This window comes from Acidocella facilis ATCC 35904 (assembly GCF_000687875.1).
Classification (GTDB): domain Bacteria; phylum Pseudomonadota; class Alphaproteobacteria; order Acetobacterales; family Acetobacteraceae; genus Acidocella; species Acidocella facilis.
Map to the genome: position 1 here is coordinate 362355 of NZ_JHYG01000001.1, position 24277 is coordinate 386631.

Consider the following 24277-nt stretch of genomic DNA (forward strand, 5'->3'; position numbering starts at 1 on the left):
CGCCGGTCTGATGCGGCCCGGTTACAAGCCGTTAACGCGCGACGCCTTGCGCGGCGCGGCGGTTCGGGTGCAGACAGGCCCCGCCCCAATAAGCCTGGAGTGTGGATCGCCTATGCTGAGACTGTCTGGCCTGTCATGTGCCACCCTTGCCATCGCTTTGGCCGCCGCCTCGCCGGTTCTGGCGAAGACGCAACATGCCGCCACGGCCGCCGATTCGGGCGCCAATGGCGATACCGGGAAGATCGGCGCCACCGCCGCGCCCACCGGCCCGGCGCCCACGCCCGACAGCCCGATCGCCGACAAGAACACCCCGCAGCCGCCGGCGCTGCCGGACATGACCTCCTATGTGCTGATGGACGCCAAGACCGGCGCCATCATCGCCGAGGCCGCGCCGCATCTGCAGGTGCCCCCTGCCAGCCTGACCAAGCTGATGACCGCGCATCTGGTCTTTCAGGCCATCCATCATGGCAGCCTGAAGCTGGACCAGACCGTGCCGGTCTCGGTCGATGCCTGGCACCAGCAGGGCTCCACCATGTTCATCCAGCCCAGCTCCGTGGTGAATGTGGACCAGCTGCTGCATGGCCTCATCATCGTCTCCGGCAATGACGCCGCCACCGCGCTGGCCGAGGAGGTTGCCGGCTCCACCGGCGCCTTCGTGCAGATGATGAACGACACGGCCCGCAAGCTGGACATGACCGACACCAACTACACCAACCCGACCGGCCTGCCCGACCCGGCGCTGCGCACCTCCTCCATGGATGTCGCCAAGCTGTCGCGCGCGATTCTCCAGGATGAGCCGGAGATCCTCGATATCTCCAAGGAGCAGAGCTACACCTATGGCGGCATCACCCAGCGCAGCTGGAACCCGGTGCTGTTCAAGGACCCCACGGTGGACGGGCTGAAGACCGGCCTGACCCGCGAGGCCGGCCATTGCATCGATGCCACCGCCAAGCGCGGCGATATGAGGTTCATCGCCGTCGTCACCGGTGGCCCCACCTGGGGTGAGAGCACCGCGGCGGTGGAGAGCCTGCTGGATTATGGCCAGCGCTTCTTCACCGACATGCAGATCGCCAGCGCCAACCAGCCGATCGACACGCTGAAGAGCGAGGCTTTGAATAGCGGCCAGGTCGCTGTCGGCACGGCGCAGGATCTCGTGCTGACGGTGCCGGTGGACGCGCAGAAGGCGATCACCCACGCCATCACCTACACCGCCGACCTGACGCCCGGCGTGAAGAAAGGCGAGACGCTGGGTACGGTGACGTACAGCGCCAATGGCAAGGAACTGGCGAGCGCGCCGGTGATCGCCCTGGCGGATTCGCCGCCGGCGAGCTTCATCACCAAACTGAAAAACAAGATACGGAAAATGCTATGACCGACTCCCCGCCCGACCGCCTGAGCATCGATCAGGACAGCAAATTCTTCAATGAGGCGATTCTGGAGCGCGGCATCGGCATTCGCTTCAATGGCGTCGAGAAGAATAATGTCGAGGAATATTGCATCTCCGAGGGCTGGGTGCGGGTTGCCGCCGGCAAGGCGGTGGACCGCAAGGGCAAGCCGCTGACGGTGAAGCTGAAAGGCAGCGTGGAGGCGTATTTCCGCGAAGAGCCCAAGGCGGAAGGTTAAAAAGTTTTTTGGTGCCGCTTTTTTACAAAAAAGCGGCGAAGAACGTTCGGGGCTTTGGCAAACACGTGCCAAAGCCCCGAACGTTTCGTGGCCCTTTTTGAAAAAAGGGCCACACCCCAAAAACTTTTGCTCTCTAAATACAAGCCTCGGCGATGACCGGGGCCAAGGCGCGATATTCCGGCGCGCGCGGGCTGCCTTCCCGCCAGGCCAGCGCCAGGCTGCGCCACCCGCTGCCGCCTTCCAATTTGCGCAGCTCCACCCCGGTGCCTTTGGCCAGCCCCGCCCGCACCGCCAGCTCCGGCACCAAGGTCACCCCCAGGCCGCCCGCCACCATCTGAATCAACGTATGCAGTGACGTCGCCGCGAAGCGCTGCTGCTCGCGCTCGCGCCCCAGCCCGGTGCCGCACACCGCCAGCATCTGGTCGCGCAGGCAATGCCCATCCTCCAGCAGCAGAAATTGCTCCGCCGCCAGGTCCGCCGGGGTGAGCGAAGCCCGCGCCGCCAGCACATGGCCGGGCGGCAGCGCCACCAGGAACTCATCGCGCGCCAACATCAGCGTCTCCGCGCCCGCGCAAGCACAAGGCTCGGCCAGGATCAACAGATCCAGCATCCCGGCATCTAGCTGCTCCAGCAACCGCTCGGTCTGATCCTCGCGCAGGAACAGCTTCAGCGCCTGGTAGCGCTCGCGCAGCTGCGGCATCAGCCGGGGCAGCAGAAACGGCCCGACGGTCGGAATCACCCCCAGCCGCAACGGGCCGGACATCGGGGCCCGCGCCGCATCCGCCGTCTCCGCCACCGTCGCCAGCGCGGCCAGGGCCGCCCGCGCCTTCTCCACCAGCTCCAGCCCCAGCGGGGTGAAAACCGGATGCTTGGATGCGGAACGATCAAGGATCGAGGCACCGAGCGAACGCTCCAGCGCCAGGATGCCGGCGGAGAGGGTGGATTGCGAGACCGCGCAGGCCGAGGCCGCGCGGCCGAAATGCCCTGTCTCCGCCAGCATCACCAGATAGCGCAGCTGCTGCGGGCTCGGCAGATAGGCCATGGCGGCTTTATTCGGCCGCCACCGCCACCTCAGGCGCCAGACGGATCAAATAATCGAACGCGGACAAAGCCGCCTTCGCCCCTTCCCCGGCGGCGATGATGATCTGCTTATAGGGCACGATGGTCGCGTCCCCAGCCGCGAAAACCCCGGCCAGCGAGGTCTCGCCGCGCACATCGATCTCGATCTCACCGCGCGATGTCAGCGCCAGCGCGCCCTTCAGCCATTCCGTGTTCGGCACCAGCCCAATCTGCACGAAGATGCCGTCCAGCGCCAGCCGATGCACCTCGCCGCTCTTGCGATCCTCATAGGACAGGCCAACAACCTTCTCGCCATCGCCATGCACTTCCGTGGTCTTGGCGGAGGTGATGATGCTGGCATTCGGCAGGCTCTTCAGCTTCGCCTGCAGCACCGCATCTGCACGCAACTGGCCATCGAACTCGATCAGCGTGACATGGCTGACCAGCCCGGCCAGATCGATCGCCGCTTCCACCCCAGAATTACCACCGCCGATCACCGCGACGCGCTTGCCCTTGAACAACGGACCATCGCAATGCGGGCAATAAGCCACACCCTTGTTGCGGTATTCCGCCTCGCCGGGCACGTTCATCGTGCGCCAGCGCGCGCCGGGGGCGAGCACCAGAGATTTCGATTTCACCGAGGCGCCGCTTGCGAGTTTCACCTCGAACAGGCCGCCTTTATGCGCCGGCGGGACAATCGCGGAGGCAAGCTGCCCCTTCATGATGTCCACCTCATAATCGCGGGTATGCTGCTCAAGTGCTGCCGCCAGTTTCGGGCCTTCGGTGTGCGGCACGGAGATGAAATTCTCAATTGCCATCGTATCCAGCACCTGGCCGCCGAAGCGCTCCGCCAGCAGGCCAGTGCGAATCCCCTTGCGCGCCGCATAGATCGCCGCCGCCGCGCCGGCCGGGCCGGCACCCACCACCAACACCTCAAACGCCGCCTTGGCGGAGAGATTGGCCGCCTCGCGCGCCACCGCCCCGCTATCCAGCTTGGCGATGATCTGCTCGATCTCCATGCGGCCCTGCCCGAAGGCTTCGCCATTCAGCTTGATCGTCGGCACCGCCATCACCTTCTCGGCCTTCACCTCATCCTGGAAGGCCGCGCCATCGACCGCGACATGGGTGATGCCGGGGTTGAGGGTGGCGAGTAGATTCATCGCCTGCACCACATCCGGGCAGTTCTGGCACGATTGCGAGAAATAGGTGGTGAAATGAAACTCGCCCGGCAGCTCCTTGATCTGCGCGATCACTTCCGGCGCGATCTTCGGCGGGTACCCGCCGGTCTGCAGCAGGGCCAGCACGAGCGAGGTGAATTCATGGCCCATCGGCAGGCCGGCGAAGCGCACGCCGCGCGCCGCACCCGCTTTGCGGATTTCGAAGGAGGGCACGCGCGCATCGGCGCCATCCAGCTTCAGCGTGATCTTCTCGCTCTGCGCGGAGATATCCTCCAGCAGGCCGCGCATTTCCTTTGACAGCGCGCCGTCATCGAGCGACGCCACCAGTTCGATCGGCTCCGGCATCCGGGCGAGATAGGTCTTCAACTGGCCTTTGAGGCTGTCGTCCAACATGGGGTGCTCCATTGCTTCGAGACTAAAGGCGCGTGGGCCGGGATCATCCGCACAGCCGCGCGTCGCCTGAATAATTTTTGGGTGCCCCCGCCGGAAGCCCGGCGGGGGCGGGTCAACAATCAGATCTTGCCGACGAGGTCGAGCGACGGGGCAAGCGTCTTCTCGCCTTCCTGCCACTTGGCCGGGCAGACCTCACCGGGGTGGGCGGCGACGTACTGCGCAGCCTTCACCTTGCGCAGCAGCTCCTTGGCGTCGCGGCCAATGCCACCGGCGGTGATCTCGACGATCTGGATCTTACCCTCGGGGTCGATCACGAAGGTGCCGCGATCAGCCAGGCCGGCCTCCTCGATCAGCACGTCGAAATTGCGCGAGATCACATGGGTGGGGTCGCCCACCATCGGGTAATCGATCTTGTTGATCGCGTCCGAGCTGTCGTGCCAGGCCTTGTGGGAGAAATGCGTGTCGGTGGAAACCGCGTAGATCTCAACGCCCAGATTTTTGAACTCGACATAATTGTCGGCCAGGTCTTCCAGCTCGGTCGGGCAGACGAAGGTGAAATCAGCCGGGTAGAAGAACACCACAGACCACTTCCCCTTGAGGTCGGCATCGCTCACGGTGATGAATTTGCCACCATGGAAGGCCTGGGCGGTGAAGGGTTTCACTTCGGTGTTGATCAGAGACATACTTAGCTCCTTTTGGGTTTGCTGCATCGCAACGTGAGCTATGTAGACATAAATCTCTTATCTAGGAAATTGATTTTATGTGACGCGATGATCGAGTGGACCGATCATCTGGAATGTGACAAAGGCGAAGGGGGATTTTTGTAAAAATCCCCCTTCAACCCCCCAAAACTTTTGCAAACAAAAGGCCCGGCTTGTGGCCGGGCCTTCTCTTCTTGGACGGTCTTCTAACTCTTAAGCCTGGCGTTCCAGCATCAGCTGCTTGATCTTGCCGATCGCCTTGGCCGGGTTCAGACCCTTCGGGCAGGTCTGGGTGCAGTTCATGATCGTGTGGCAGCGATAGAGCTTGAACGGATCCTCCAGCGCATCCAGACGCTTGCCGGTCGCCTCGTCGCGGCTATCCGCGATCCAGCGATAAGCCTGCAGCAACACGGCCGGGCCGAGATAACGGTCGCCATTCCACCAATAGCTCGGGCAGGAGGTGGAGCAGCAGAAGCACAGAATACACTCCCACAGACCATCCAGCTCGGCGCGCTCTTCCTTGGACTGCAAGCGCTCCTCATCCGGCGGGGCCGGCGTGTCGGACTGCAGCCAGGGCTCGATCGAACGCAGCTGCGCGTAAGGCTGGGAGAGATCCGGCACCAGATCCTTCACCACCGGCATATGCGGCAGCGGGGTGATCTTCACATCGCCCTTCACCTCCGCGATCGGCTTCAGGCAGGCCAGGGTGTTGGTGCCGTCGATGTTCATCGCGCAGGAGCCACAAATGCCTTCGCGGCAGGAGCGGCGGAAGGTCAGCGAGCTGTCGATCTCGTTCTTGATCTTGATGATCGCGTCGAGCACCATCGGCCCGCATTTATCGAGATCCACCTCATAGGTGTCCATCACCGGGTTCTTCCCGTCATCCGGGTTCCAGCGATAAACCTGGAAGGATTTCACCCGCTTCGCACCAGCCTCGGCCTTGTAGGTCTTGCCGGTGCCGATCTTGGAATTCGCGGGAAGCTTGAATTCAGCCATCTTCCTGATCTCCCCTTAGTAAACGCGCTTCTTCGGCGGGAACACGGACACCTCGTTGGTGAGGGTCTGCATCTTCACCGGGCGGTAGCTCAGCGCCACCTTGCCGTCATCTTCCACATACGCGACCGTATGCTTCATCCATTCATGGTCGTCGCGCTCGGGGAAATCGTCATGCGCCTGGGCGCCACGGCTCTCCTTGCGGGCTTCGGCGCCAACCATGGTGGCCACCGCATTGCCCATGAGGTTCTGCAGCTCCAGCGCCTCCATGAGGTCGGAGTTCCAGATCAGGGACGCGTCCTGAACCTTCATGTCGGACATGCCGGCCCAGAGCTTCTCCATCTTGTTGACACCCTCGGTGAGCGACTTGGAGTTGCGGAACACCGCGGCGTGGGACTGCATGGTCCGCTGCAGCTGGTCGCGCAGTTCCGCCACCTTGGTGCCGCCCTTGGCGTAGCGGGTGGCATCGAAGCGGGCCAGCGAGGCCTCGCCGGCGCCGGCCGGCAGGTTCGGCAGCGCGGCGCCGGGCTTGATCGTCGCGGCGGCGCGATGCCCGGCGGCACGGCCGAACACCACCAGATCCAGCAGCGAGTTGGTGCCCAGACGATTGGCGCCATGCACGGACACACAGGCCGCCTCGCCCACAGCCATCAGGCCGGGTACCACCGCATCGGGGTTCTCGGCCGTCGGGCGCAGCACTTCGGCGTGATAGTTCGTCGGGATACCGCCCATGTTGTAATGCACGGTCGGCAGCACCGGAATGGCTTCCTTGGTCACATCCACCCCGGCGAACACGCGCGCGGTCTCGGAAATGCCCGGCAGGCGCTCATGCAGAATGTCGGCGCCGAGATGCTCGAGATGCAGCAGGATATGGTCCTTGTTCGGACCCACGCCGCGGCCTTCATTGATCTCGATGGTCATCGAGCGGGAGACCACGTCGCGCGAGGCCAGATCCTTGGCGGACGGCGCATAGCGCTCCATGAAGCGCTCACCCTCGGAGTTGGTGAGATAGCCGCCCTCGCCGCGCGCGCCCTCGGTGATCAGGCAGCCAGCCGGGAAAATGCCGGTCGGGTGGAACTGCACGAACTCCATGTCCTGAACCGCCAGCCCGGCGCGCAGCGCCATGCCGCCGCCATCACCGGTGCAGGTATGGGCGGAGGTGCAGGAGAGATAGGCGCGGCCATAGCCGCCGGTGGCCAGCACCACGGTCTGGGCGCGGAAGCGGTGCATGCTGCCATCTTCCAGGCACCAGGCCATCACGCCACGGCAGGCCCCTTCCTCGTCCATGATCAGGTCGAGCGCGAAATATTCCACGAAGAACTCGACCTCGTGCTTCAGGCTCTGCTGATAGAGCGTGTGCAGCATGGCGTGGCCGGTCCGGTCGGCGGCGGCGCAGGCGCGCATCGCCGGCTCGCCATTGCCGTAATCCTGCATATGGCCGCCGAAGGGGCGCTGATAGATCTTGCCGTCCTCGGTGCGCGAGAAGGGCATGCCGAAATGCTCCAGCTCGCGAATCGCGGGCACCGCCTCGCGGCAGAGATATTCGATGGCATCCTGGTCGCCCAGCCAGTCGGACCCCTTCACGGTGTCATACATGTGCCAGCGCCAATCATCCGCGCCCATATTGGCCAAAGCGGCGGAAATGCCGCCCTGCGCCGCCACGGTGTGCGAGCGGGTGGGGAAGACCTTGGTGATGCAGGCGGTCTTCAGACCCGCCGCACCCATGCCCAAAGTGGTCCGCAGCCCCGAGCCGCCGGCGCCGACGACCACGACGTCATACGTATGGTCAATGATGTTATAGGCCCCGAAAGAGGGCTTGCTGATCGCGTTCATATTACGCCTCGTTCAGGAAAGGGCGAGCTTAAGGACGGAAACGGCGGAGGCCAGGGCCAGGAAGATGATGATGCCTTTCAGCACCATGACCATCAGCAGCCGCTTGGCCTCGTTCGGCACATAATCCTCGACCACCACCTGCAGCCCCATCGAGAGATGGTAGAACATGATGATGATGAGGGCGAGGAACAGCGCGCTGTTCCAGGGCTCGGCCATGTAAGCGTGCATGGCGTGGGCGTCAGCGCCCAGCAGCATGATCACCGAGACCACGAAATAGAGCGAGAGCGGCAGCAGCGCCACGGAGGTGACGCGCTCCGCCCACCAATGGGCGGCGCCATGCTTGGCGGAACCAAGGCCACGCGCGCGGCCCAGCTGGCTGCGGCGCATGGTGATCGAGGGGGATTTGTCTTGCGTGCTCATATCTCTCACCACACCAGAAGGGCAACGACCCAGAACAGCACGGTGAGGGCCACCGTGCCCGCGAACACCAGCTTGCCGTTGCGGTGCATGTCCGGCAGCTCGAAGCCCTTGCCCGAATCCCAGGCCAGATGGCGGATGCCGTTGCAGAAATGGTAAAACAGCGCGACGGTGAAGCCGAACAGGATCAGCATGCCGATCCAGGAGGCCCAGATCGCCTGAATGATCGAAAAGGCCCCATCACCGGAGGCGGCGCAGACCAGCCACAGCGTCATCAAAATCGTCCCGGCACCCAGCGCGCACCCGGTGATGCGATGCAGGATGGAGGAGAGCGACGACATCTGGAAGCGATAGGCGCTGCCCAGCATAAAGGGAGAAACTGGCCGGCGGACCAGCTTACCCTCGGAATTGCGCCCTATCATCAGGGCTTCGCGGACATCCTTCATGGGAACCTTTCTCTCAGGTCAGTGCAGCCATATTATGTTGCAGGTGCTTAGTCCCCATGAATGGGGCGGTCAACGATTCGGAACGAAACTCTGCTCTGTTCAATCCAGACCAGAGGAAATCGCGTATAAACAAACCTGTCTTGTGGTCGAATCTTCCAATTCCAGGCTGGTCGGCACCTCAAAACGCGCCAAAATCTCACCTGGATCGGCCGGACGGTAGCGCCGTCCAGGGTCGGCGAGCAGAACTATCTTGCATTTCGCCAAGCCACGCAGCCAGGGCATGATCGTCGCCGCCATCGCGCTTTCGTAACATATATCCCCGGCGATGATCACGTCCCAATCGCCCGCCTGCCCGACCACATTGCCGGGGCTGAGGCTGATCTCCACCCCGTTCAACGCCGCGTTCAGGGTAATCGCCGCCTGCGCCATCGGGTCGATCTCCGCGGCTTCCACGCTTTGCGCGCCCGCCAGCGCGGCGGCGATGCCGGCCAGCCCGGAGCCCGCGGCGAAATCCAGCACCCGCCTGCCCCGCACCAGCTCCGGATGCTGACTTATATAGAGCGCCAGCGCCTCCGACCCGGGCCAGGCGAAGGCCCAGTAAGGCGGGGCGATATTCTGTTCGGCGAGAAACGCCTCCGTCGCCTGCCAGAGCGGCGTCAGCGCGCTGGCCAGATAAAGCCGGATCTCAGGCACCAACGCCGCCCGCCCGATCGCGAGCTGGGCGGTGATGAAGCCCTCCGGCGCCACCTCTTTAAGGCTCGGCGCCATCCTTGCCGGCCAGCTCAAGTGCCGCGACGCGTTTCTCCAGCGCATCCGCCTGCTCGCGGGCACGGCGGGCCAGCTCGGCCATCGCGTCGAACTCGTCGCGCCGGACCAGATCCATCCGCCGCAGCGCCTCTTCCACCCGCGCCTTGGCCAGCGCCGACATTTCCTCGCGCAAACCCGCCAGGGCGGAGATCGCGCCGCCCGCCACGCCGGCCAGATCGTCAAAAATTTTCGGTCGTTCAATCATCTGCGGGGCCTTCCAGCTTGTCCTGCTTGTCCATATAACCCGGGGCATGATTTTGGTCACGGGCGGGTCGGGTTTCATCGGCTCCAATCTCAACGCGGCGCTCGCCGCCGACGGGCAGGAGGTCGCCATTGCCGACTGGCTGGGCCAGGAAGGGCAGAAATGGCGCAATCTCTACCATAACCCGCCCGCCCATGTGGTGGCGCCGGAGGCGCTGGAGGCGTGGCTCGGCAGCAACCCGCGTCTCTCCGCCATTGTGCATATGGGCGCCATCTCCGAGACCACGGCGCGCGATGCGGATCTGGTCTGGCGCAGCAATGTCAGCTTGAGCCAGATGCTGTGGAATTGGTGCGCGCGGCATGGCGTGCGTTTCATCTATGCCTCCTCCGCCGCCACCTATGGTGATGGCGCGCAGGGCTTCAGCGACGATAACGACCTCGCCGCGATGGCCCGGCTGCGTCCGCTTAATCTCTATGGCTGGAGCAAGCTCGCCTTCGATCTCTGGGCGCTGCGCCAGGTCGCCGCCCACCGCCCCGCCCCGCCGGCCTGGGCCGGGGTGAAATTCTTCAACGTCTATGGCCCGAACGAATATCACAAGGGCAAGATGATCTCGGTGGTGAAGGTCAAGCATGACGAGATCATCGCCGGCGGCCCGGCGCGTTTATTCAAATCGGATCGCCCGGAGCTGGCGGACGGCGCCCAGAGCCGGGATTTCATCCATGTGGACGATGTGGTGGCGGGGCTGAAATTCCTGCTCACCACCCCTTCCCTCGCCGGCATCTATAATCTCGGCACCGGGACGGCGCGCACCTATGCGGACCTGGTCCGCGCCGTCTGCGCCGCCAACGGGGTGGAAGAGCGGATCGAATATGTCGACATGCCGCAGGCGCTGCGCGGGCAGTATCAATCCTTCACCGAGGCGCCGATGCAGCGGATGCGCGCGCTGGGCTTCAATCATCAATTCATCTCTTTGGAAGCGGGCGTTACCGCCTATATCCAGAACCATCTATTGAAGGCCGATCCCTATAAATGAGCCACCCGATCATTCTGCCGGTCTTCCCCAAAGGGTTCCATATCGGCCCGCTTTTCATCCATTATTACGCCCTGGCCTATATTGTCGGGCTGCTGCTGGGCTGGCGGCTGGTGCGGCGCATGGTGGCCCGCCCGCCGGTTGCGGCCAGCGGGCTGCATGTGGATGATTTCCTCACCTGGGCGGTGCTCGGCGTCATCCTTGGCGGGCGCATCGGCTATGTTCTGTTCTACCAGCCGGTTTATTTCTTTACCCATCCACTGGCGATCCCGGAAGTCTGGGATGGCGGGATGAGCTTCCATGGCGGCTTCCTCGGCGTCACCGTGGCGATTCTCAGCTTCTGCTGGAAGCACGGGCTGAACCCGTTCCGCTTTGCCGACCGCATCGCCGTGGCGGTGCCGATCGGGCTGTTCCTCGGGCGCTGCGCGAATTTCGTCAATGGTGAGCTCTGGGGCCGCGCCGCCCCGCCGGGCTTCCCGCTGGCGATGGTCTATCCCGCCGACCCGTATCAGCTGGCGCGCTACCCTTCGGAGCTGATCGAGGCCTCGCTGGAAGGCATCACGCTGTTCATCATCATGCTGTGCTTCGCCAGCTCCCTGCGCATCCGCACCCGCACCGGCACGCTCACCGGCATCTTCCTGGTCGGGTACGGGCTGGCACGGATCACCGGCGAGTGCTTCCGCGAGCCGGACCCGTTCCTGGGATTCCTGCCCTTCGGCACCACGATGGGGCAGTTGCTTTCCATCCCGATGGTGATTGCCGGGCTGATCGTCCTGTATTTCGCCCGCCCGGCGCGGGAAACCATCCTGCGCGAACCAACAGCTTCCGGCCCCAAAACGCCTGACCTCAAAGCGTGAGCGCGCAGCGTTTCGACCATTTCATGGCGGCGGCCAACGCCGCCTATTACGCCAAGGGCCGCTTCGGCCAGGATTTCGTCACCGCGCCGGAGCTGACCCAGGTGTTCGGCGAGCTGCTCGGCGCCTGGGCGAAAGTGGTCTGGCAGCTGATGGGCGCGCCGGAGGGCATCATGCTGGCCGAAGCCGGCCCCGGGCGCGGCGTGCTGATGGCCGATGCGCTGCGGGTATGGCCCGCGCCTTCGGTGCATTTCATCGAAACCTCGCCGGCCTTGCGCGCCGAACAGGCCGCCCGCGTGCCCCATGCGCACTGGCATGACAGCTTAGCCGACATCCCCAACGGCCCGCTGATTTTGCTCGCCAATGAATTCCTGGACGCGCTGCCGGTGCGCCAGTTCATCCGCCGCGAAACCGGCTGGATGGAGCGCTATGTGGCGGACGGCGCCTATGCCGAACACCCCACCCACTACGCCCTGCCGGACGATCCCATCGGCAGCGTGCGCGAGGTGAATGAGCCGGCTTTGGACTTCGTGCGGGCTTTGTCGGCCCGCGGCGGCGTCGGGCTGTTCATCGATTACGGCCCGGCGGAGAGTGCCGCCGGGGAGAGCGTGCAGGCCATCCGTGACGGCGCCTATGCCGACCCGCTGGCCGCGCCGGGCGAGGCCGATCTCACCGCCCATGTCGATTTCGGCGCGCTGAAACGCGCTGTCCCGTCCCAGGGCCCGGTGAAGCAGAATCATTTCCTCACCTCGCTCGGCCTCTATCAGCGCAGCGACCGCCTGGCCCAGCGCCATCCGGAGAAGGCGATGGATCTGCGCCTGACCGTGCAGCGCTTGACGGCGCCGGAGGCGATGGGCAGCCTGTTCAAGGTGCTGGCAATCTGTCCGCCCGACCTGCCGACTTTGCCAGGATTCGCATGACCGATTTCATTACGGCCGATCTGCCCGCCCGGCACGGGTTCTTCACCCGCCATGGCGGCGTCTCCACCGGCCACTATGCCAGCCTGAATGCCAGCTTCTCGTCCGATGACGCCGATGCCGTGCGGGAAAACCGCCGCCGCATCGCTGAAGCCATGGGGGTGGAGCGTGACGCGCTGCTGGGGCTGAAACAGGTGCACGGGGCTTTGGTGGCAAATGTCACCACGCCCTGGGCCGAAGGCGACGGCCCGAGCGCGGATGCGCTGGTCACCGCCCTGCCCGGTCTGGCTCTGGGCATTATCACCGCCGATTGCGCGCCGGTGCTGTTTTATGGCGATAATGGCGCTGTCGGCGCCGCGCATGCCGGCTGGCGCGGCGCGCTGGCCGGGGTACTGGAAGCGACCGTGATGGCGCTGCGGGGTCTCGGTGCGGCCCGCGTGCAGGCCGCCATCGGCCCCTGCATCCATCAACCCAGCTACGAGGTGGGTGAGGATATGCGCAATGCGGTGCTGGATGAATCCCGCGCAGCCGCGAGCTTCTTTTCCGCCGGCCGCCCAGGCCATTTCTGGTTCGACCTGCCCGGCTATTGCGCTGCGCGTCTGGCCCGGGTGGGTGTCACCGCCGAAATCCTGCCGCACGATACCTGCGCGGATGAGGTGAATTTCTTTTCCTATCGCCGCAAGACCTTGCGGCAGGCGCCCGCCACGGGCCATCAGCTTTCGGTCATATGCTCATGAAACGCGCCTCCCTTCTCCTCGCTCTCGCTTTGGCCGGATGCGGCACGCTGCCCGAACCGTTCTATGGCAATCCCGGCCCGGCCGGCGCCCGGCTTTCGATCCCGCCGGCCCCGGTGCTGTTCGTGCCCGCGCCCGGCCAAGCCCTGCTGGGCGACGATGCGGCCCAGCTCTACGCCAAGGACCTCGCCACCGAGCTGGCGGATTATGACGTGCCGAGCGTCGCCGGCCCGGCGCAGACGCTGAACTGGCATCTTGATGTCACCGCCAAGCTGGAGGGTGCGAGCGTGGTGCCCGCCTATGCGGTGGTCGGGCCGGACAAGAAGATCTACGGGCACCAGACCGGCGCGCCGGTCTCCGCCCAGGGCTGGGCGAACGGCGACCCCGCGACGCTGGATGCGGCGGCGAAGGCGGCGGCACCGGGCCTGTCCAAGCTGATGGCCGGGATCAATGCTGATATTCAGCAGAGCAATCCGCAATCGCTGGAAAACCGCACGCCGCGCATCTTCATCGCCGGCGTCACCGGCGCGCCGGGCGATGGCGACACCGCGCTGCCGACCGATCTGGCGCACGCCCTGCCCGGCCCCGATCTGATCCTGGTGAAGGACAAGAAAACCGCCGATTTCACCGTCACCGGCACGGTCAAGGCGACCCCGGCGGGCCAGGGCGAGGACGAGGTGCAACTGACCTGGGTGGTGCGGGATGTGAATGACCGGGTGATCGGCCAAGTCACGCAGATCCATGCGCTGAAGCCCTCGGACATGGCGCCTTATTGGGGCGATGTCGCGGCGGCGGCGACGCAGGAGGCGGCGGGTGGCATCCAGAACGTGGTGCAGAATGAAATTTTGAAGAAGGCCACCAAGCCCAGCGCAGCGCCAAAAAACTAAAAGTTTTTGGGGTGCGGCCCTTTTTTCAAAAAGGGCCGTAAAACGTTTGGGGTTGTGGCACCGCAATTGCCCCACGTCGCGGTCTTTCGCAGCTTTTTGAAAAAAGCTGCACCAAAAACTTTTGCTATTCTCTCCCCAGAATCTTCCCGTTGATAAACTCCGCCACCTGCCCGGCCTTGAACGCCGCCCGCAGCTCGGCCTCGTCATAATCCTCGCGCACCCAGTCCAGGAATGGCTTGCGCCCCTCGCCCGTGCGCCGATACAGCTCAAAGAAGGCGTCCAAAATCCCGGTCTTGGACTGCTTGATATGGCCAAAGCGCAGCGAGAGCTGCCCCATCGCCTGCGCCACCGTGCCGCCCTTGATCAGAATGAACAGCCCCGCCGCCAGCCCCGCCCGGTCCGCGCCGGATTTGCAATGGATCAACGCCGGGCCGCGCATGGTCTCAACAATCTGAGCCAGCCGCAAAATCCGGTCCTTATGCGGCGCGCCACGGGATTCGAAGGCCATGTCGTAAAAATCCAGCCCCAGCCGGCGCGCTTCCTCGCGCGAGAGCGCATCGGAGCCGTTCTTCGCCTGGCCGCGCAGATTGATCAGGCTCTTCAACCCCACCTTCTCCTTGAACCGGCGCAGATTGCCCGGGGTGGGATGGTTGGAGCGGTACAGCACGCCCGGCACCACCGGCGCGAAATTGGTCCAGAAGATGCGCAGGAAGGCATGGTCGACAAACAGCGCATCCACCCAGGCATTGCGCCGGCCGTGAGGGGTGGAAAGGTCGCCCTTGTAGATCGTGTCCATGCCCGGGCTGTAGCGCATTTTTCCGCCGGCCCAAACTGTGCTTAACCACGCCGCCATGAGCAAAGCCCCGATTTCCGCCGCCAACGCCTCCACCATTGCCCTGGTCCGCCGGCTCTGGCGCGAGCATGTGCGGCATTTCAAGGGCCGGATCGCGCTGATCGTCGCCGCCACGCTGGCGCTTTCGGCCACCACCGCGCTCTACCCGATCATCATCAAATGGGCGTTCGACCTGTTCGCGGACAAGGATAAGCGCATCCTCTATCAGGTGCCGCTGATGGTGCTGGCCGTCACCGCCGTCAAAGGCAGCTCGATGTATCTGCAGGCGGTGATGACGCAGGACATGGTGCTGCTGGTCATCCGCCGGCTGCAGGTCTCGATGTTCGGGCATCTCACCAACGCCGCCCTGGCGCGGGTGGAACGCGAGGCCCCGGCCCAGCTCGCCACACGCTTCACCACGGACGCCACCGTGATCCGCGATGCGATGACCCGCGCGGTAAACGCGGTGGCGGACGCCACCACCGTCGTCGGGCTGGTGGTCTCGATGTTCGTGATCGACTGGCAGCTCAGCCTGATCTCCGCCTTCATCTACCCGCTGGCGGCGATGCCGATCGACCGCATCGGCCGGCGCATGCGCCGCGCCTCCGGCGGCATGCAGGCGCAGCTGGGCGAGGCGGCGGCCATCCTGAATGAAAGCTTCGCCCAGGCCCGCACCGTGCGCGCCTACGGGCTGGAAGAGATCGAGCAGCAGCGCGCCGAGGCCACCTTCACCGGGCTCTACCGCGCGCTGATCCGCATGACCCGCGTGCGCGCCCGGCTGGACCCGATCCTGGAAGTGCTGGCCGGCGTGGCGGTGGCGCTGGTCATCGGCTTCGAGGGCTGGCGCAATGCCACCGGCGGGGCCGGCATCGGCAGCTTCATGGGCTTCATGTCCGCCTTGCTGATCATGTCCCGCCCGCTGCGCGCTTTGGGGACGATGAATGCCGCCATCCAGGAAGGTCTGGCGGGGATGATCCGGGTGTTCGACGTGATCGACGAACCCGCCGCCATCGCCGATGCCCCAGGCGCGGTGGCGCTGCCCGCCGGCCCTGGCGAGGTGCGCTTCCGGCAAATCGGCTTTGCCTATCCGGATGGGCGCATCGGCCTGAAATCGCTGGATTTCATTGCGGCACCGGGCAAGATGCTGGCGCTGGTCGGCGCCTCCGGCGCGGGCAAATCCACGGCTTTGGCGCTGATCCCGCGCCTTTACACCCCCTCAGCGGGCGAAATCCTAGTGGATGGCGCGGATATCTCCCACGTCACCCTCGCCTCGCTGCGCGGCGCCATTGCTTATGTCGGCCAGGAGGCTTTGTTGTTCGATGACAGCATCGAGGCGAATATCCGCCTCGGCCGCCCAGGTGCCAGCGATGCGGAGGTGGCCCAGGCCGCCGAGGCCGCCGCTTGTGGCTTCATCAAGGACATGCCGGAGGGTTTCAAAACCCGTGTCGGGGTGAACGGCCAGCGCCTCTCCGGCGGGCAGCGCCAGCGCGTCTCCATCGCCCGGGCCATCCTGCGCAACCCCCGCATCCTGCTGCTGGACGAAGCCACCAGCGCGCTGGACACCGAGAGCGAGGCGCTGGTGCAGGCCGCCCTGGCGCGGCTGCGCGCCGGGCGCACCACCATCGTCGTGGCACACCGCCTCTCCACCGTGCGCGATGCCGACCAGATTGTGGTGATGGCCGACGGCCAGGCGGTGGAAACCGGCACGCATGAGGATCTGCTCGCCCAGAACGGTGCCTTCGCCCGGCTGGTGCGGGCGCAGGCCCTGGCGGCGTAAGAGCCCGACATGAACGCGGCACTGCGTCTCTCCATCGCCATCGCCGGGGCGTTCTTCTCGGCTGGTGCCTATTGGATGTTCCTGCCGCTGCTCTCGGTGGCGCTGCGGGCCAAGGGGGTGGATGATTTCTGGGTGGGCATCATCTCGGCCCTGCCCTGGGTCGGGCTGCTCGCGGTTTCCGGCTTTGTGCCGCGTGTCACCCGCAAGCTCGGGCTGCAGCGCATGGTGCTCACGGGGGTTTGCATCACCATTTTCGTGTTTCTGGGCTTCGCCGCCACCGGCAAGGTGTGGGTCTGGAGCCTGCTTTGCCTGGTGATGGGCGGCGCGGTGGCGCTGCGCTGGGCCGGGCTGGACACCTGGATGAACGGCTCCTTTCCGGCGCATCTGCGCGGGCGCCTCACGGGGGTGTACGAACTGATCCTGGGCTGCTCGATGGCGCTCGGCCCGGCTCTGGTCGCCATTGCCGGCAACCAGGGCGCGCTGCCCTTCCTGTTCGGCGCCGGAGTGACCGCGTTCGCCGCCTGCCTGCTGCTGCTGGCCGGACGCGAAGCCAGCGCGGAGGATGAGGACGAGGATACACCTGCCCGCCAGCGCGACATTCTGCGCCATCAGCGCCCGGCCTTCATCGGCATCTTCCTGGTGGGCTTCACCGAGGCCTGCAATCTCTCTTTGCTGCCGCTTTATGGTCTCTCGGACGGGTTTTCCGTGCATCTCTCCGCCTTGATGGCGGCGGCGGTGCAGGCGGGCGCGGCGGCGGGCGCCATCGGGCTCGGCGTGCTGGCGGACCATATGGACCGCAATAAATTGCGCGACGCCACTGCGATTGTGATGGCGATCATGCCGCTGGGGCTGGCGTTGCCGCTGCACCAGGGCCTGTGGCCGTGGCTGTTCGTCTGGGGCATGGCGCAGGGCGGGATGTTCACGCTCGGCATCGTGTTCCTGGCCTCGCGCTATGCCGGGCTGGGGCTGGCCAGCGCGATGTCGCTCTCGATGGTGGTGTACACGCTGGGCGGCATCGCCGGCCCGCCGCTGCTGGGCTTGTGCATGAGCATATTGGGGGCCACCGGCTTCGCGCTGGGGCTGGCGCTGGTGGCGGTGGTCGGACTGGGGGCGCTGCTGCGGGCGGGGGCCAGGCAGCAGCATCTGGCCTGAAGTTATAAAAGTTTTTTGGTGCCGCTTTTTTTCAAAAAAGCGGCGAAGAGGCCGGGGCGTGTGCCACGGCGTTGCCAACACCCCAGACCTTCGTGGGGACTTTTTGAAAAAAGTCCCCACACCCCCAAAAACTTTTGTTAGATTCCCACAGCCCTGCGCCCGATATCCCGCCGGCAGAACCCATCCTCCCAATCCAGCCTGCCAATCGCCTCATAGGCCCGGCCCAGCGCCTGTTTCAGGTCCACGCCGACCGCATTCACCGCCAGCACCCGGCCGCCATTGGCGAGAAACCCGCCCTGGTCCGCCATCGTCCCGGCATGGAAGATGGTCACACCCTCCACCGCGCCCGCCTCGTCCAGCCCGTAAATCTCGCTGCCCGTGGCATAGGCGCCGGGATAGCCCTTGGCGCACATCACCACCGTCGCCGAGCCGCCCGCCGCGAATTCCGCCTTTACCTCAGAAAGCCGCCCCTCCGCCGCCGCCTTCAACGCGGTCAGTAGGTCAGAAGAGAGCATCGGCAGCACCGTCTCGCATTCAGGGTCGCCGAAACGGACATTATATTCGATCAGCTTCGGCCCATCCGCCTCCACCATCAGCCCGGCGAACAGGAAGCCCCGGAACGGCGTGCCCCGGCGCACCATCTCCTTCAGCGCCGGGCGGATCGTCTCTTCCATCGCCCGATCAAGAACCTCCTGCGTCGCCCAGGGCGGGTTGAAAATTGCCCCCATGCCGCCGGTATTCGGGCCGGTATCGCCCTCGCCGACGCGCTTATGGTCGGCCGCCGCCCCGAAAAACAGCGCATCCTCGCCATCGCACAGCGCGAACACGGAAATCTCCTCACCCACCAGGCATTGCTCGATCACCACCGAGGCCCCGGCGGCGCCATGCACCTTGTCCTCCATGATGGCGGTGACGGCCTCGTGCGCCTCCTCCAGCGTGGTGGCGACGACAACGCCCTTGCCCGCCGCCAGACCATCCGCCTTGATCACGATCGGCGCGCCAACCTCGTCCAGATAGTCGTGCGCGGCCTCGGCGTCGGTGAATTTCTCCCAGGCGGCGGTGGGGATCTTCGCGGCATCCGCCACCTCTTTGGTGAAGATCTTGCTGCCCTCCAGCTGCGCCGCCGCCGCCGAAGGCCCGAAACAGGCGATGCCGGCCGCCGCCAGCGCATCCGCCACCCCGGCCACCAAAGGCGCTTCCGGCCCCGGCACCACCAAATCGATCTTCTGTTCCAGGGCGAATTTCACGATGCCCTCGACGTCCAGGGCGCGCAGCGGCACGTTCTCGGCCAACGCGGCGGTGCCCGGATTGCCCGGGGCGACATAGAGTTTCGTCAGCAGCGGGCTCTTGGCGATCGCCCAGGCCAGCGCATGCTCCCGTCCGCCCGAACCGATGATCAATACCCGCATCTCGCAAACCCCTCTGTTACCGGGGGGCGCTGTATCATAATCTGCGCGCATGAGTGAATCCGTGACCAATACGCCTGAATTTTCTGTCTCCGAGCTGGCCGGGGCAGTCAAACGCACGCTGGAGGGCTCGTTCGGCCGGGTACGGGTGCGCGGCGAGATCACCGAATTCAAGGCCTATGGCTCCGGCCACCAATATTTCGCGCTCAAGGATGAGAGTGCGAAAATCCGGGGCATCATCTGGAAAGGCGTGGTGCCGCGCGTGGGGCTGAAGGCCGAAAACGGGCTGGAGGTCATCGCCACCGGGCGCATCACCTCCTATCCGGAGCGTTCCGAATATCAGCTGATCGTCGAGAAGCTGGAATATGCCGGGGCCGGCGCGCTGCTGGCGCGAATCGAGATGCTGAAGGCGAAGCTCCAGGCCGAGGGGCTGTTCGAGCGCCGGCGGGCCTTGCCGATGCTGCCCACAATCATCGGCCTCGTCACCTCCGCCCAGGGGGCAGTGCTGCAGGACATCAAAACCACCATCGCCCGGCGCTTTCCCCGCCAGTTGCTGCTGTGGCCGGTGCCGGTGCAGGGCGAGGGGGCGGCGGAGAAGATCGCCGCCGCCATCGAGGGCTTCAACAACCTCCCCCCCGGCTTTCCGCAGCCCGACGTGCTGATCGTCGCGCGCGGCGGCGGCAGCCTGGAGGATCTGATGGCCTTCAACGAGGAAATCGTGGTGCGCGCCGCCGCCGCCAGCCGCATCCCGCTGATCTCCGCCGTCGGCCATGAGACGGACACGACGCTGATCGATTTCGCCTCGGACCGCCGCGCCCCCACCCCCACCGCCGCCGCCGAAATGGCGGTGCCGGCGCGCATCGAGCTGCTGGCGGACCTTGCCCAGCGCGCCGCCCGGTTGCAGGGCGCGATGGCCCGCCACACCACCCAGGCCGCGAACGGGCTGGAACGCGCCGCCGCGCGCCTGCCGGACCTGCCGACGATGCTGAACACCGCCCGCCAGCGGCTGGATGACCGCACCGAGCGCCATGCCCTGGCCCTGCCCAACTACATGGCAGGCCGCCGCGCCCGGTTGGAGCGCCAAGTGCTGCGCCACCCGCGCGAGATTCTGGTCGGGCTGAAAGGCCGGGTGGATTTGCTCGGCCATCGCCTCGCCATCGGCCTGCCCGCCCTGCTGCGCACCGCCCAGCGCCGGCTGGATGCCACCGCTCACCGCCTGCCGCCGCCTCAGGGCCAGCTCCAGCCGCGCCAGGCCGCCCTGGCGCTGGCCGCCCACCGGCTGCAAGTGCCGCTGCCGGCCCGGCTGAAGGAAGCCTCCACCCGGCTCTATAATGCCACCGCCCGGCTGGAGAGTGCCTCTTATGAACGGGTTCTGGCGCGCGGCTTCGCGCTCGTCACCACGTCCAAGGGCGAGGCCGTGACCAGCGCCGCCGCGGTGAAACCCGGCGCGGCGCTGCGGCTGCGCTTCGCCGATGGCAAGGTGGAGGTGAAAGCCAGCGCCGCGCCCAAGCCCGATCAGCTCGATCTCGGGCTTTGATAAAGCTTGAACCGGCCCCGCGCGCGCGCCAAATCAGCCGGACATGACCACGCCGCCGCTGGCCCCTCCCGACGATGATTGGCGCGAATGCCCGCATTGCGGCCTGTTCAGCCGTCTGCCCCACATCCAGCCCGGGATGGTGGCGGAATGTCCGCGCTGTGACCAGACGCTCTGGCGCATGCGCCGGGCGACGCTCAACTTTCCCCTGGCCTGCTCGCTCGCCGCCGGATTGTTCTACCTCTTCGCGCTGATCGCCCCGATGCTGGAGGTGGACGCCTATGGCCGCTTTTCGCTGGCGCGGATCGAAACCGGGCCGCTGCGGCTGGTCGAGGCCGGATGGGGGCTGGTCGGCGCGCTGGTCTTCGCGGTGACGCTGGTGCTGCCGGGACTCAAGCTCGCCATTATGCTCACCACCTTGCTGGGGCTGAAATTCCACCTGCCCAAACGCTGGCTGCGCGGCATTTTCCGCTACTATGCCCCGATCACGCCCTGGGCGATGATCGATGTCTATCTGCTTGGCTTCCTGGTCGCCTATACCCGCCTTGCCGGCATGTTCAGCGTGCGGCTGGATACCGCCCTCTACGCGCTGATCGGGCTGATGCTGGCCATGGCCGCCGCCGATGCCGGGCTGGACCAGGAAATCGTCTGGCGGGCGCTGGACCAGCCTGACAAAACCGCGCCGAGCGCACAAGCTGGCGGGCTGATCAGCTGCGATGCCTGCGGCCAGGTCAGCAATGGCGAGACCGGCGATCTCTGCCGGCGCTGCGACGCGCCCTTGTTCGCCCGCAAGCCGGCCAGCCTCTCGCGCGCCTGGGCCTATACCATCGCCGCCGCCTGCCTCTATATTCCTGCCAATCTCTATCCGTTCATGGATTTGACCAGCCTCGCCCACACCCAGTCCTATACGATCATGGGCGGCATCGTGGAGCTGGCGGATGTCGGGCTGTGGCCACTGGCGGCCCTGGTGCTGTTCGCCAGCATCGCCATACCGCTGCTGAAGCTGCTCGGCATGGGCTATATGCTGCTGGCCACGCAATTCTGCAGCGGCCATATGCTGCAGGGCCGCACCAAGGCCTACCGGATCATCGATTTCATCGGCCGCTGGTCGATGATCGACGTGTTCATGGTCTCCATCCTCATCGCCCTTGTGCATTTCGGGCAATTCGCCAATGTCAGGGCGAATGTGGGGGCCATCTGCTTCGCGGCGGTGGTGGTGCTCACCATGTTCGCCGTCAACGCCTTCGACCCCCGCCTGATGTGGGACAATGACCAGGAGCCCGAAGCATGAGCGACCAGCAGGCGCCGCCGCCCAATACACCGCCGCGTGCGAAGCTGCGCCGCCAGAGCTTCCATCTGGTCTGGCTGATCCCGATCGTCGCCGCGATCATCGCCGGCTATCTCGGCTATCGCACCATCATGGAGCGCGGCCCGCTGCTGACGCTGAGCTTCGTCAATGCCGACGGCCTCACCGCCGGCCAGACCCAGCTGAAATACAAGGCGGTGGCGCTGGGCACGGTGGAGGGCATCGACCTCGCCAAGGATAATTCCCACGTCATCGTCCGGGTGCGGATGAACGATGTTGGCGAGCGCTTCCTCAATTCCAACGCCCGCTTTTGGGTGGTGCGGCCGCGGCTGAATTTCTCCGACATCTCCGCCTTCGAGACCATCGTCTCCGGCGCCTATATCTCCGTCGACCCCGGCAAGACCCGTGGTGCCTACAAGGACCATTTCACCGGGCTGGAAACGCCGCCCGGCGTGCGCTCCGACGAGCCCGGCCGTACCTACACACTCACCGCCAACACCATCGGCTCGATCAATTCCGGCTCGCCGATCTTCTATCGCGACGTGCCGGTGGGCGAGGTGCTGGGCTATGACATCGGCAACGGCATCGGGCCGATCAAGATCAGCATCTTCATCCGCGCCCCCTTCGACGATCTGGTGCGCGAGGATAGCCGCTTCTGGAACTCCTCTGGCGTTGCCTTCGGCATCAAGGGCGGCGTGCTGCAATTGCAGCTGCAATCCATCCAGGCGCTGGTGGCCGGCGGCATCTCCTTCAGCCTGCCGCATGCGGCGCTGGACGACAAACCCAGCCCGAACGGCGCCGATTTCCGGCTCTATTCGTCACAGCAGCAGGCGGAATCCAGCGCCTATGACACCCAGATCCAGGTTGTCTCCTACATCACCAGCGATGTCAGCGGCCTCACCCCTGGCTCCCCGGTCACCGCCCTTGGCATCCAGGTCGGCGATGTCACCGGCGTGGAGCTGATGGTCGACCAGAAAAACGGCACCGCCAAGGTGAAGGTGACCATGCAGCTGCAGCCGCAGCGCATCCTCTCGCTCGGCCCGAACGCAAAAACCCCGGATCCGCAGGCCGTGTTCCAGCGTTTCGTCGATAACGGCATGCGCGTCGAACTCGGCACGCAGAATTATGTGACCGGGCAGAAAGAGATTAATCTGGCCATCGACCCCAAGGCGCCGCCGGCAAAGGTGACAATGGAAGGCGGCGCCATCGTGCTGCCCTACAAGCCAGGCGGGCTGGATGCGCTGATGGCCAACGCCGCCGATATCACCGGCAAGGTCGATCAGATGCCCTTCAAGCAGATCGGCGATAATCTCAACAAGCTGCTGGCCACCGCCAACGGCACGCTGGGCAGCGCGCAGACCAAGGCGTTGCTGAAAAATCTAAGCGACACGCTGAAAACCGCCAACACCACGCTGCAGGGGCTGAACCAGGGCTTCGGCAATGATTCGGATTTCCAGAGAAGCCTGCAGCAGATTCTCACCCAGGCCAACGCCACGCTGCAATCGCTGCAGGCGCTGACCACCTACCTCAACCAGCACCCGCAAGCGGTGCTCTTCGGACGGAGCGGCAAATGAAGCGGCGTTATGTGCTCATCGGCGGCGCGGCGCTGCTCTCGGGCTGCGCCTCGGCGCAGGTGCGAAGCTGGCAGATTGCGGCATTGCCGGGGCAGGCACGCGGCGGGGCCGGGCAGCGCATCGGGGTGCGCAGCATCGGCCTGCCCGGCGCGCTGAACCAGTCCGGCGTGCCCAAACCCGGCGGCGCCTACGCGGCGGATGCTTTCGCCAACGACCAATGGGCCGCCCCGCTGGCGCAGCTGCTGCAGACGGCGATGGTGCAGGACCTCGCCCAGCGCCTGCCGGGCGATACTGTGCTGGCCGATGGCGGCGCCATCGGCGCGGCGGCGGATCAGCTGGTGGAAATCCAGGTGCTGCAATTCGCCCCCGATGCGGCGGGCAAGGTGACGCTGAGCGCGCAGCTGGCGACCCGCCCGGCGAAACAACAGCAATGGCAGCTGCAAAGCTTCACTGGCACGGCGCAGGGGGGCACCACCGCCCAGGGCATCGCCGCGGCGATGAGCAGCCTCTGGGGCGAGGCCGCCGACCGCGTCGCCGAGATGCTCAGTTAGCAAAAGTTTTTGGGGGCGACCCTTTTTTCAAAAAGGGTCGCGAAATGTCTGGGGTGTTGATGACGGCGTTG

Annotated in this window: 24 protein-coding genes; 13 read left to right on the forward strand and 11 right to left on the reverse strand. The window is 65.5% G+C overall.

The genetic code is table 11. The features are described from left to right. Window positions 1-112: 112 nt before the first annotated feature. Together T331_RS0101810 and T331_RS0101815 are read left to right on the forward strand one after the other, a co-directional pair. Window positions 113-1372, forward strand: coding sequence for a D-alanyl-D-alanine carboxypeptidase family protein (locus tag T331_RS0101810; protein ID WP_244876873.1), 1260 nt, complete (start codon window positions 113-115; stop codon window positions 1370-1372). Beyond that, entirely contained in the window at window positions 1369-1623 is a 255-nt protein-coding gene (locus T331_RS0101815) for a DUF3297 family protein (protein WP_008493145.1), read from the forward strand. The genes T331_RS0101810 and T331_RS0101815 overlap by 4 nt, the downstream gene beginning before the upstream one ends. A gap of 133 nt (window positions 1624-1756) precedes the next feature. Here T331_RS0101815 and T331_RS0101820 read toward each other — a convergent pair whose 3' ends face one another. From T331_RS0101820 to T331_RS0101860, 9 genes are all read right to left on the reverse strand, one after another. Beyond that, entirely contained in the window at window positions 1757-2665 is a 909-nt protein-coding gene (locus T331_RS0101820) for a hydrogen peroxide-inducible genes activator (protein ID WP_026438797.1), read from the reverse strand. 7 nt (window positions 2666-2672) lie between these two features. Next, window positions 2673-4253 carry an alkyl hydroperoxide reductase subunit F gene (gene ahpF / locus T331_RS0101825; RefSeq protein WP_026438798.1) on the reverse strand — a complete coding sequence of 527 codons (1581 nt, stop codon included), beginning with the start codon at window positions 4251-4253 and terminating at the stop codon, window positions 2673-2675. A gap of 119 nt (window positions 4254-4372) precedes the next feature. Next, window positions 4373-4936, reverse strand: coding sequence for an alkyl hydroperoxide reductase subunit C (gene ahpC, locus T331_RS0101830; protein ID WP_008493149.1), 564 nt, complete (start codon window positions 4934-4936; stop codon window positions 4373-4375). Between the two features lie 231 nt (window positions 4937-5167). Continuing rightward, window positions 5168-5950 (reverse strand): succinate dehydrogenase iron-sulfur subunit, encoded by a 783-nt coding sequence (locus T331_RS0101835; protein ID WP_008493150.1) that lies wholly within the window; start codon window positions 5948-5950, stop codon window positions 5168-5170. Window positions 5951-5965: 15 nt separating this feature from the next. Beyond that, entirely contained in the window at window positions 5966-7780 is a 1815-nt protein-coding gene (sdhA, locus tag T331_RS0101840; RefSeq protein ID WP_026438799.1) for a succinate dehydrogenase flavoprotein subunit, read from the reverse strand. Between the two features lie 12 nt (window positions 7781-7792). After that, a complete protein-coding gene (sdhD, locus tag T331_RS0101845) occupies window positions 7793-8200 on the reverse strand; it encodes a succinate dehydrogenase, hydrophobic membrane anchor protein (protein WP_008493152.1) in 408 nt (135 codons plus the stop codon). A 5-nt stretch (window positions 8201-8205) separates the two neighbouring features. Beyond that, window positions 8206-8643: a succinate dehydrogenase, cytochrome b556 subunit gene (gene sdhC, locus T331_RS0101850; protein WP_008493153.1), complete on the reverse strand. Its 438-nt coding sequence runs from the start codon at window positions 8641-8643 to the stop codon at window positions 8206-8208. Window positions 8644-8742: 99 nt separating this feature from the next. Then, window positions 8743-9411, reverse strand: coding sequence for a class I SAM-dependent methyltransferase (locus T331_RS0101855; protein WP_051622010.1), 669 nt, complete (start codon window positions 9409-9411; stop codon window positions 8743-8745). Next, window positions 9395-9655, reverse strand: a complete 261-nt coding sequence (locus T331_RS0101860) for an accessory factor UbiK family protein (RefSeq protein WP_008493155.1) — start codon at window positions 9653-9655, stop codon at window positions 9395-9397. The genes T331_RS0101855 and T331_RS0101860 overlap by 17 nt, the downstream gene beginning before the upstream one ends. A gap of 46 nt (window positions 9656-9701) precedes the next feature. On the opposite strand from T331_RS0101860, the gene rfaD reads away from it, so the two are divergent. From rfaD to T331_RS0101885, 5 genes are read left to right on the forward strand one after another with little or no spacing between them, the layout of a single operon-like run. Next, the gene (gene rfaD / locus T331_RS0101865) at window positions 9702-10685 is read left to right on the forward strand and encodes an ADP-glyceromanno-heptose 6-epimerase (RefSeq protein ID WP_026438801.1); all 984 of its coding nucleotides are present in this window, start codon (window positions 9702-9704) and stop codon (window positions 10683-10685) included. After that, on the forward strand, window positions 10682-11539 hold the full coding sequence (gene lgt, locus T331_RS0101870) for a prolipoprotein diacylglyceryl transferase (protein ID WP_026438802.1): 858 nt from the start codon (window positions 10682-10684) through the stop codon (window positions 11537-11539). The genes rfaD and lgt overlap by 4 nt, the downstream gene beginning before the upstream one ends. A gap of 23 nt (window positions 11540-11562) precedes the next feature. Further along, a complete protein-coding gene (locus T331_RS0101875) occupies window positions 11563-12456 on the forward strand; it encodes a class I SAM-dependent methyltransferase (RefSeq protein WP_035178909.1) in 894 nt (297 codons plus the stop codon). Beyond that, complete coding sequence (pgeF, locus tag T331_RS0101880; protein ID WP_026438803.1) at window positions 12453-13190, forward strand: peptidoglycan editing factor PgeF; 738 nt, start codon at window positions 12453-12455, stop codon at window positions 13188-13190. Before T331_RS0101875 ends, pgeF begins: the two co-directional genes overlap by 4 nt. Continuing rightward, on the forward strand, window positions 13187-14074 hold the full coding sequence (locus tag T331_RS0101885) for a hypothetical protein (protein WP_244876874.1): 888 nt from the start codon (window positions 13187-13189) through the stop codon (window positions 14072-14074). Before pgeF ends, T331_RS0101885 begins: the two co-directional genes overlap by 4 nt. 124 nt (window positions 14075-14198) lie before the next feature. Here T331_RS0101885 and T331_RS0101890 read toward each other — a convergent pair whose 3' ends face one another. Continuing rightward, the gene (locus T331_RS0101890) at window positions 14199-14861 is read right to left on the reverse strand and encodes a tyrosine-protein phosphatase (protein ID WP_026438805.1); all 663 of its coding nucleotides are present in this window, start codon (window positions 14859-14861) and stop codon (window positions 14199-14201) included. A gap of 64 nt (window positions 14862-14925) precedes the next feature. Between T331_RS0101890 and T331_RS0101895 the strand changes: the two genes are divergently transcribed. After that, on the forward strand, window positions 14926-16683 hold the full coding sequence (locus T331_RS0101895) for an ABC transporter ATP-binding protein (protein WP_026438806.1): 1758 nt from the start codon (window positions 14926-14928) through the stop codon (window positions 16681-16683). A 9-nt stretch (window positions 16684-16692) separates the two neighbouring features. Beyond that, complete coding sequence (locus T331_RS0101900) at window positions 16693-17835, forward strand: MFS transporter (protein ID WP_026438807.1); 1143 nt, start codon at window positions 16693-16695, stop codon at window positions 17833-17835. Window positions 17836-17972: 137 nt separating this feature from the next. On the opposite strand, the gene purD is transcribed toward T331_RS0101900, so the two are convergent. Beyond that, complete coding sequence (gene purD, locus T331_RS0101905; RefSeq protein WP_026438808.1) at window positions 17973-19244, reverse strand: phosphoribosylamine--glycine ligase; 1272 nt, start codon at window positions 19242-19244, stop codon at window positions 17973-17975. Between the two features lie 49 nt (window positions 19245-19293). On the opposite strand from purD, the gene xseA reads away from it, so the two are divergent. The 4 genes from xseA to T331_RS0101925 are packed head-to-tail and all read left to right on the forward strand — an operon-like array spanning window position 19294 to window position 24206. After that, the gene (gene xseA, locus T331_RS0101910; RefSeq protein WP_026438809.1) at window positions 19294-20778 is read left to right on the forward strand and encodes an exodeoxyribonuclease VII large subunit; all 1485 of its coding nucleotides are present in this window, start codon (window positions 19294-19296) and stop codon (window positions 20776-20778) included. Window positions 20779-20821: 43 nt separating this feature from the next. After that, a complete protein-coding gene (locus tag T331_RS17010; RefSeq protein WP_051622012.1) occupies window positions 20822-22066 on the forward strand; it encodes a paraquat-inducible protein A in 1245 nt (414 codons plus the stop codon). Continuing rightward, window positions 22063-23655: a PqiB family protein gene (locus T331_RS0101920; protein WP_008493168.1), complete on the forward strand. Its 1593-nt coding sequence runs from the start codon at window positions 22063-22065 to the stop codon at window positions 23653-23655. Before T331_RS17010 ends, T331_RS0101920 begins: the two co-directional genes overlap by 4 nt. Then, window positions 23652-24206, forward strand: a complete 555-nt coding sequence (locus T331_RS0101925; protein ID WP_026438810.1) for a PqiC family protein — start codon at window positions 23652-23654, stop codon at window positions 24204-24206. Before T331_RS0101920 ends, T331_RS0101925 begins: the two co-directional genes overlap by 4 nt. The last annotated feature ends 71 nt before the right edge of the window (window positions 24207-24277 follow it).

What these genes read in the sequence shown, in the direction of transcription:
- T331_RS0101855 (WP_051622010.1), bottom strand. Translation starts at nt 9,411, where the DNA reads ATGGCGCCGAGCCTTAAAGAGGTGGCGCCGGAGGGCTTCATCACCGCC.
- T331_RS0101895 (WP_026438806.1), top strand. Translation starts at nt 14,926, where the DNA reads ATGAGCAAAGCCCCGATTTCCGCCGCCAACGCCTCCACCATTGCCCTG.
- purD (WP_026438808.1), bottom strand. Translation starts at nt 19,244, where the DNA reads ATGCGGGTATTGATCATCGGTTCGGGCGGACGGGAGCATGCGCTGGCC.
- T331_RS0101820 (WP_026438797.1), bottom strand. Translation starts at nt 2,665, where the DNA reads ATGGCCTATCTGCCGAGCCCGCAGCAGCTGCGCTATCTGGTGATGCTG.
- T331_RS0101920 (WP_008493168.1), top strand. Translation starts at nt 22,063, where the DNA reads ATGAGCGACCAGCAGGCGCCGCCGCCCAATACACCGCCGCGTGCGAAG.
- pgeF (WP_026438803.1), top strand. Translation starts at nt 12,453, where the DNA reads ATGACCGATTTCATTACGGCCGATCTGCCCGCCCGGCACGGGTTCTTC.
- T331_RS0101815 (WP_008493145.1), top strand. Translation starts at nt 1,369, where the DNA reads ATGACCGACTCCCCGCCCGACCGCCTGAGCATCGATCAGGACAGCAAA.
- ahpF (WP_026438798.1), bottom strand. Translation starts at nt 4,253, where the DNA reads ATGTTGGACGACAGCCTCAAAGGCCAGTTGAAGACCTATCTCGCCCGG.
- sdhA (WP_026438799.1), bottom strand. Translation starts at nt 7,780, where the DNA reads ATGAACGCGATCAGCAAGCCCTCTTTCGGGGCCTATAACATCATTGAC.
- T331_RS0101810 (WP_244876873.1), top strand. Translation starts at nt 113, where the DNA reads ATGCTGAGACTGTCTGGCCTGTCATGTGCCACCCTTGCCATCGCTTTG.
- T331_RS0101900 (WP_026438807.1), top strand. Translation starts at nt 16,693, where the DNA reads ATGAACGCGGCACTGCGTCTCTCCATCGCCATCGCCGGGGCGTTCTTC.
- ahpC (WP_008493149.1), bottom strand. Translation starts at nt 4,936, where the DNA reads ATGTCTCTGATCAACACCGAAGTGAAACCCTTCACCGCCCAGGCCTTC.
- T331_RS0101925 (WP_026438810.1), top strand. Translation starts at nt 23,652, where the DNA reads ATGAAGCGGCGTTATGTGCTCATCGGCGGCGCGGCGCTGCTCTCGGGC.
- xseA (WP_026438809.1), top strand. Translation starts at nt 19,294, where the DNA reads ATGAGTGAATCCGTGACCAATACGCCTGAATTTTCTGTCTCCGAGCTG.
- rfaD (WP_026438801.1), top strand. Translation starts at nt 9,702, where the DNA reads ATGATTTTGGTCACGGGCGGGTCGGGTTTCATCGGCTCCAATCTCAAC.
- T331_RS17010 (WP_051622012.1), top strand. Translation starts at nt 20,822, where the DNA reads ATGACCACGCCGCCGCTGGCCCCTCCCGACGATGATTGGCGCGAATGC.
- T331_RS0101875 (WP_035178909.1), top strand. Translation starts at nt 11,563, where the DNA reads ATGGCGGCGGCCAACGCCGCCTATTACGCCAAGGGCCGCTTCGGCCAG.
- sdhC (WP_008493153.1), bottom strand. Translation starts at nt 8,643, where the DNA reads ATGAAGGATGTCCGCGAAGCCCTGATGATAGGGCGCAATTCCGAGGGT.
- T331_RS0101885 (WP_244876874.1), top strand. Translation starts at nt 13,187, where the DNA reads ATGAAACGCGCCTCCCTTCTCCTCGCTCTCGCTTTGGCCGGATGCGGC.
- T331_RS0101860 (WP_008493155.1), bottom strand. Translation starts at nt 9,655, where the DNA reads ATGATTGAACGACCGAAAATTTTTGACGATCTGGCCGGCGTGGCGGGC.
- lgt (WP_026438802.1), top strand. Translation starts at nt 10,682, where the DNA reads ATGAGCCACCCGATCATTCTGCCGGTCTTCCCCAAAGGGTTCCATATC.
- sdhD (WP_008493152.1), bottom strand. Translation starts at nt 8,200, where the DNA reads ATGAGCACGCAAGACAAATCCCCCTCGATCACCATGCGCCGCAGCCAG.
- T331_RS0101835 (WP_008493150.1), bottom strand. Translation starts at nt 5,950, where the DNA reads ATGGCTGAATTCAAGCTTCCCGCGAATTCCAAGATCGGCACCGGCAAG.